This is a genomic window from Microbacterium sp. P2_F9 (assembly GCF_056403635.1).
In genome coordinates this window covers 1-6,525 of the sequence record NZ_JBFUFC010000208.1, presented here as the reverse complement: position 1 = coordinate 6,525, position 6,525 = coordinate 1, and the positions used below count along the sequence as shown (strand labels likewise).

4 protein-coding genes are annotated in these 6,525 nt (G+C 69.8%); 2 read left to right on the top strand and 2 right to left on the bottom strand.

The features are described from left to right. Nucleotides 1–50: 50 nt before the first annotated feature. Both AC1DVT_RS16875 and AC1DVT_RS16870 read right to left on the bottom strand, forming a co-directional pair. The gene (locus AC1DVT_RS16875; RefSeq protein WP_477390171.1) at nt 51–1,358 is read right to left on the bottom strand and encodes an ABC transporter substrate-binding protein; all 1,308 of its coding nucleotides are present in this window, start codon (nt 1,356–1,358) and stop codon (nt 51–53) included. Nucleotides 1,359–1,423: 65 nt separating this feature from the next. Next, the gene (locus tag AC1DVT_RS16870; protein ID WP_477390169.1) at nt 1,424–3,397 is read right to left on the bottom strand and encodes a DUF2264 domain-containing protein; all 1,974 of its coding nucleotides are present in this window, start codon (nt 3,395–3,397) and stop codon (nt 1,424–1,426) included. 162 nt (nt 3,398–3,559) lie between these two features. On the opposite strand from AC1DVT_RS16870, the gene AC1DVT_RS16865 reads away from it, so the two are divergent. Together AC1DVT_RS16865 and AC1DVT_RS16860 are read left to right on the top strand one after the other, a co-directional pair. Further along, nucleotides 3,560–5,512 carry a heparinase II/III domain-containing protein gene (locus AC1DVT_RS16865; protein ID WP_477390167.1) on the top strand — a complete coding sequence of 651 codons (1,953 nt, stop codon included), beginning with the start codon at nt 3,560–3,562 and terminating at the stop codon, nt 5,510–5,512. Further along, nucleotides 5,509–6,525: substrate-binding domain-containing protein (locus AC1DVT_RS16860; RefSeq protein ID WP_477390165.1), on the top strand; the 1,017-nt coding region annotated here is incomplete at its 3' end. The genes AC1DVT_RS16865 and AC1DVT_RS16860, both read left to right, overlap by 4 nt.

The window sequence follows — 6,525 nt, the reverse complement described above, 5'->3', positions numbered from 1 at the left end:
TCGACAGGCTCAGGGAACGGTCCCTGAGCCCGTCGAAGGGCCAAGGGGACTCAGTCGAGTCCGACCTCGTTGGCGACGCGGTCCTGCGCCTGCGTGATGGCGTCGGCGACGGGCGTGGAGCCCGACATGATCGCCGTGTGCATGTCGTTGAGGATGCCCTGGATGGCCGCCGTCTTGCTCGACGTCGGGTTCTCCGGGTGCACCTCGTGGGTCGAGTACGCGAACTTCGACAGGTCGTCGGTGGGGGCACCGTCGACGGCGAAGTAGGTCTCGACGACCGAGTCGGTCAGCAGGGCCGGCGTGATGCCGATGCCGGCGAGGATCTGCGCACCTTCCTCACCCGCGGCGAAGGCGAGGAAGTCCTTGGCCGCCTGCACCTTGGACTCGTCGATCGCGGCGTTGATGCCGAGACCGGTCGGGTCGCCGAAGGTCACCGGCGTGTTGTCGAGCCCGGCGGTCGAGTCGTCGACCTGCGGGATCGGCGCGATGCCCCACTCGAAGTCATCGGCGTCGCCCGAGGCCTGCTGGGCGATGAGCGTGGCGACGAACCACGTGCCCATCTGCAGCATGGCCGCGTTCTGCTTGCCGAACTCGCCCTGGTAGGTGAGCTGGTTCGCGGCGCTCGTGTTGTAGTCGATCTGGTTGCCATCGGCCTGCAGCGCGAGCACGTTGTCGTAGAACGGCTCCATGTACTCGTAGTCGCCCTCGAGCACGTCGGTGTCGGACTGTGCGCTGGCGAAGCCCTGGACGGTCGACTGCCAGCGGTGCATGTACGCGGCCTTGGCGGGGCTTCCCGCCGCGGTGAGACCCTTGTTCAGTTCGGCCGTGACGTCGTTGTAGTCGTCCCACGTCCAGGAGCCGTCGGGGTAGTCGACGCCCGCGGCGTCGAAGAGCGCCTTGTTGTAGTACAGGACCCAGGAGTCGTTGCGGTAAGGCACCGCGTAGGAGGCGCCGTCGACCTCGTACGAAGCCGCGCCGCTGATCCCGTCGGGAAGCTCGACATCGGACACATCGAGGAGCTGGCCGCCTTCGACGAACGTCGGGACGAACTTGACCTCCTTCTGCGTGATGATGTCGGGGCCGGCGCCGGCGGCGAGGTCGGCGGTGAGGAGCGTGTTGTACTCCGCCGCGTCGTAGCCCTTGAGCTCGATGGTGACGTTGGGGTTCTCGTCGTGGAACGCGTCGGCCAGCGCCTGGAACTCGGGCGTGGTGTCGAGGCTCCAGCCCGAGAGGCTGAGGGTGACGGGGCCGGCGGACTCAGTGGGCTCCGAGCTCTCGCCCTCGCCCCCGCTGCATCCGGCCAGCGCGAGCGTGGCCACGACGGCGACGCCTGCTGCTGCTGCGAATTTGCGCTTCATTGTTGCTACTCCTTTGTGATTGCCGAGAACCCGCCTTCGGGTCCCCGTAGGGCTGCCGGTCCGCCTCAGGCGGTACCGGGGTCTGCGAGGCGACTCTTCGTCACCAGGCCATCGGGCCAGGTGACGGTCACCGTGATCGCCTCGTCGCGCTCCTCGAGCGAGACGGAGGCAACGTGTGTCGACGCCGCCGGTGCTCCGGACAGCTCGACGAGCGCGACGACCCACTCGCCGGCGGCGAGCGGGTGGTCGAGGTAGGGGACGACGGCGTCGGCGCCGAGCGGGCTAGCGTCGTGGCGTGATGCCGTCGCGGCCGTGCCTGCTCCACGCAGCGAGCGGATCGCGCTCCGCAGGCGCACCGTGCGTACGACGGCTTCGCGGCCGTCGATATCGGTCGCGGGCGTGTCACCGGCCAGGGGCCAGCCGCCGACACGGAGGATGAGCCCTTCGGCGGTCGACGCGAGCGCATCGGCGCGCACAAGGCGCAGCTCCCAGGGTCCGCGTACGAGCGAGTGAACCGTGAGCCGGCCGGCCACCTCGATGTCGCCGTCGATCCCGGATCCATGACGGTGGGCGGCAGGCCTCGGAGCGAGCCAGTGCGCCCGCGAGGTCGACGCCGCGATCCCGAGACGCCCGTGCTCGTCATCCTGGATCCGCACATCGATGAGCGTCATGGCCGCGCGGTGCGTTGCCCTGCCCTGCGTGTCGACGATCGTGACCGACTGCTCGAGCGGCTGCTCCCAGCCGGGCTGGTCGACGAGTGGGCTCGTCGCCGTGGAATAGCCGATGCGCGCGTAGAGCGGCGAGTCGCCGACGAGGCTTCCCTCCTCGGCGTGGTCCGTGCCGTGGTTGACGAGACGGACGATGCCGTCGTCATGTGTTCCCGACACGATCCAGCCCGCCGAGCGGATGGCGCGCAGCGTGTCGCCCGACTCGACCGGAAGGGGCTCGGACGCTGCGGCCCACACCGGGTGGTCGGCCGGAAGCGAGATGCCGATCAGGCCCTTGACCGCCCAGTACGGCGAGCCAGGGCCCGAGTAGGACTGTGCGAGTGCGCGCCACTCGTCGTGCCAGCCCATCGTGAGGATGCCGTCTTCGTTGGGTGAGCCGTTCGCTGCAAAGTGGCCGACGATACGGCCCGCGGCGTGTCGCAGACGGCCGGCCGACAGTGAGGGAACCTCTGCCATCACGCCGATCCAGAACGGAGCGGCGGCGGCGAAGCGGTAGATGAGGCTCCGGCCCTGGATCATCGGGGAGCCGTCGGCGCCGACGAGGGCTACGGCGTCGAGGAGGAACCGGTCGAGGGCGGCGACATCCGACGCGGTCCTGCCCCCGGCCAATTCAGCAGCGCCCTGCATCCGGGCCCACAGCACGGGGTACAGATGCAGCGCCCAGCCGACGTAGTGGTCGTACGACCGCTCGAAGCCATCCGACATCCAGCCGTCCTCGCGGACGAGCGAGTCGTGCAGGGCGAGATCGTCGGCGATGTCCTCGGCCGACCACGGACCGCCGACCGACCGGAGGAACGTCTGCACGACGATGCGGAACCAGAGCCAGTTCGTCTTCGGGTAGGTGTCGTCGCCGACAACGGGGGCCAGATAGTCGATGACGCGCTGCTGGGTCACGGCGTCGAGGCGATCCCAGATCCATGGGCGGGTCATGTCGAGAACGAGCGCGATCGAGGCGGCCTCGACCTTCGCCTGCGCATGCTCGTCCATGCGCACCCAGCGGTCTTCTGCGTCGGGGTCGACCCCGGTCGTCACACCGCGCCGGTAGAAGTCCGCGAGGTCCTCGAGGCCGCGACCCTGCTCGCCGGCGAGACGGAATCCCGCGAGCAGGAACGTGCGCGCGAACCCTTCGAGACCATCGACGGCGCGGCCGTAGCCACCCTCTTCGCCGGGAGGCGTGATCCGCGCGGCGCCGGGCGACGCCCAGACGCGGGCTCCGGCCAGCAGGCGGTCGGCGTAATCAAGCCACTGATCGCGTGTCCAATCGGCCCCGTGCGGCGCGATGTGCGTCACGGACTGCTGCTGGATCGACACGCAATCTCCTTTGAGTTGGCCAATCACTACGAAAGCGATCGTTTGGGAGCGTATCAACCGATTTAGGACATTGCAAGAAGCATCTAGAGTGTTTATGATCGTTTCTGATCGCTTTACCGTTGTGGCGACGACTATTCGATGGAGAGGAAGTCGACCCGAACCATGAGCTCGATTACCGATGCCGTGGTCCCACCGGCCGCTGGGTCGTTCCGGGGGCCGCTGGCGAGCATGTTCGAGCGTCAGGCCGAAGTCGCGCCCGGCGCACTCGCGGATGTGCTTCCCTCGCTGCTGCGGCATCCTGCAGAGGCCCTCCCCGTTCCGCCGGCATCCGATCGGTCCGCGTGGCCGCGCGCCGCCGACGCAGCGACAGCCGCGGCGATCCTCGAGCGCGCAGAAGCGGACCTCGGTCTCGCGTGGCCGCAGCCTCGCGCCCACGATGCCGCTCGCGTGCACTCCGATGGAGACCGCGACGTGTGGGAGCAAGCCGCGTACGCGCGTCAGCGGCGCCTCAGCCGGGCAACGGTCGCTGCCGCCCTGACCGATCACGACAAGTGGTACGCGGAGGTGCTCGACGGCGTCTGGCTGCTGTGCGAGCAGAGCTCGTGGTGCTGGCCCGCCCACGACGACGTCTTCCGTCAGCGCGGATGGGTGCTGGGCGATGTCGACGCGCCCTACCTCGACCTCGGCGCGGGCGAGGTCGTCGGCCAGCTCGCGTGGCTCGACCACCTCGTCGGCGACGGCCTCGAGCGCCGCTACCCCGGTGTGCGTGCGCGCATCCGGCGCGAGGCCCGCGTCCGGGTGATCGAGCCGTTCATCCGTCGTCGGGACTGGCATTGGCTGGGGCTCGACGGCGACGTCCACAATTGGAACCCCTGGATCCACGGCAACGTGCTCGTGGCGGCGCTCGCGCTCATGGAGGCTGATGACCCCGCACGGGCGGAGGTGGTCGCGCTCTCGATCGAGGGGATCGATCGCTACGTGGCGGTGCTTCCGCAGGATGGCGCGATCGACGAGGGCTACGCCTACTGGTGGAACGGGGCCTGCCGGGCGCTCGAGGCGCTCGACATCCTCTCGCACGCGACGGGCGACCGTCTCGACGCGTTCGACGTGCCGGCGCTCCGAGCCACTGTCGCGTTCCCGCACCGCATGCACCTCGGCGGACCGTGGTACCTGAACATCGCCGACGGGCCGGCCCGACCACCTGCCGCGCAGCCGTGGCACGCCCTCCACCGCGCGGCACGTCGCGTGGGAGACACGGATGCCGCAGCCCACGCCGCGGCGCACCGCGAAGGCTCCGCCGCGGTCGAGACGGACGGCCTCGGCCGACTGCTGCGCGGCATGACGGATGCTGCGTGGGTGGACACCCCACGTGGAGCGTCACCGCTTCCGCGCGATTCGTGGCTTCCGTCGACGCAGGTGCTCATCGCACGCCCGGCTGCCGGCACCGCGGCGGGACTCACACTCGCCGTCAAAGGCGGGCATAACGGCGAGCATCACAATCACAACGACGTCGGGTCGTTCGTCATCGCGTCGGACGGCGTGCCCGTGATCGTCGACGCCGGCCGCCCGACTTATACCGCGCAGACCTTCGGCCCCGACCGCTATGCGATCTGGACCATGCAGAGCGGCTGGCACAACGTGCCGGTCATCGGAGGGCGCGAGCAGGTCCCGGGCAGCGCCCACGCGGCGCGCGATGTCGCTGTCGAGATCTCCGATGCAGGGTCATCGCTGAGCCTGGATCTCGCCGGCGCCTACGAGGGAGTGACTTCTTGGCGCCGCACCGCGCGACTCGAGCGCACCGGGCAGATCACCATCGACGACGCGTGGGATGCCGATGCGCAGGGCGGCGAGACCTCGGTGCGCCTGCTGATCGCCGGAGAGGTCGAGATCGAGGGCGATTCTGCCGTCGTGACGCCGCTCGAGGGCGCGCGGCCGGTGCGCGTGCGATGGAGTCCCGCGGCATCCGCGCGACTCGTCGTGCGTGAACTTGACGACCCGATGCTCTCCACAGTGTGGGGCGAACGCCTGACACGACTCGACCTGATCGCAGCTGACCTCGAACGACTCTCGGCCACGGTAGAACTAGTCAAGACGACCGATGGGGACCCACGATGACGGACCATGAGACCCAGGCGCCCCTGGGCGCCGAGCGCCGCGCCCACGTTCTGGCGGCGCTCGGCCGCGACGGCGTCGTGCGCATCTCCCAGTTGGTCGACGAGCTCGGCGTCGCGCCCGTCACCCTCCGCCGGGACCTGGCTCAGATGGAGCAGGAAGGACTGCTGGTGCGGGTGCACGGCGGTGCGGTGCCCACGGGCGACGCCGCCTCGACAGGCGCGATTCCCGACAGCGGCGCCATCATCGCCGCAGGGTCGATCGCGGTGCTCGTCCCCTCGCTCAATTACTACTGGCCCGGGGTCGTCCGTGGCGCGGAGACAGAGGCCAAGCGGTTCGGCATGGGAGTCGTGCTGCGAGGGGCGTCGTATGAACTGCAGGACGAGCGGCCGGTGCTCGAACGGCTCGTGCACACGGACAACGTGCGCGGCCTGATCGTCGCACCCAATACCGACACGCCGCATGCGCAGGACGTCGTGCAGTGGCTCGCCGGATGCGGGGCGCCGAGCGTGCTCGTGGAACGCGACGCGCTGCTCCTGCCCGCCGGCACCCCCGTCGAGTCGGTCACCACCGACCACGCTCTCGGCGCCGTGCTGGCCGCGCGCCACCTCGCCTCGCTCGGCCACCGCAAGGTCGGCCTGATCATCTCGCGGGACTCTCCCACCTCTCGCAAGATCACGCGGGGCTGGCAGGCCGCCTGCGCTGAGCTCGGCCTGACGCCGACCGATCACTTCGAGTCGATGCTGCCGCCGCGGACGAGCCCCGACTTCTCGGCCGTCGTCGACGCGGCCCTCGACTCAGCGCTCAGCACCGGCGTGACCGCTCTCGTGGTGCATTCCGACCCCGAGGCCATGGCCTTCGTCGACCTCGCGCTCAACCGCGGAATCTCGGTGCCCGGCGACTTGTCGGTCATCGCCTACGACGACGAGGTGGCCCAGCTCTTCACGCCTGCGCTCACCGCGGTCGCCCCGCCCCGATCGTCCGTGGGCCGCGCCGCTGTCGACCTCATCGTCCGG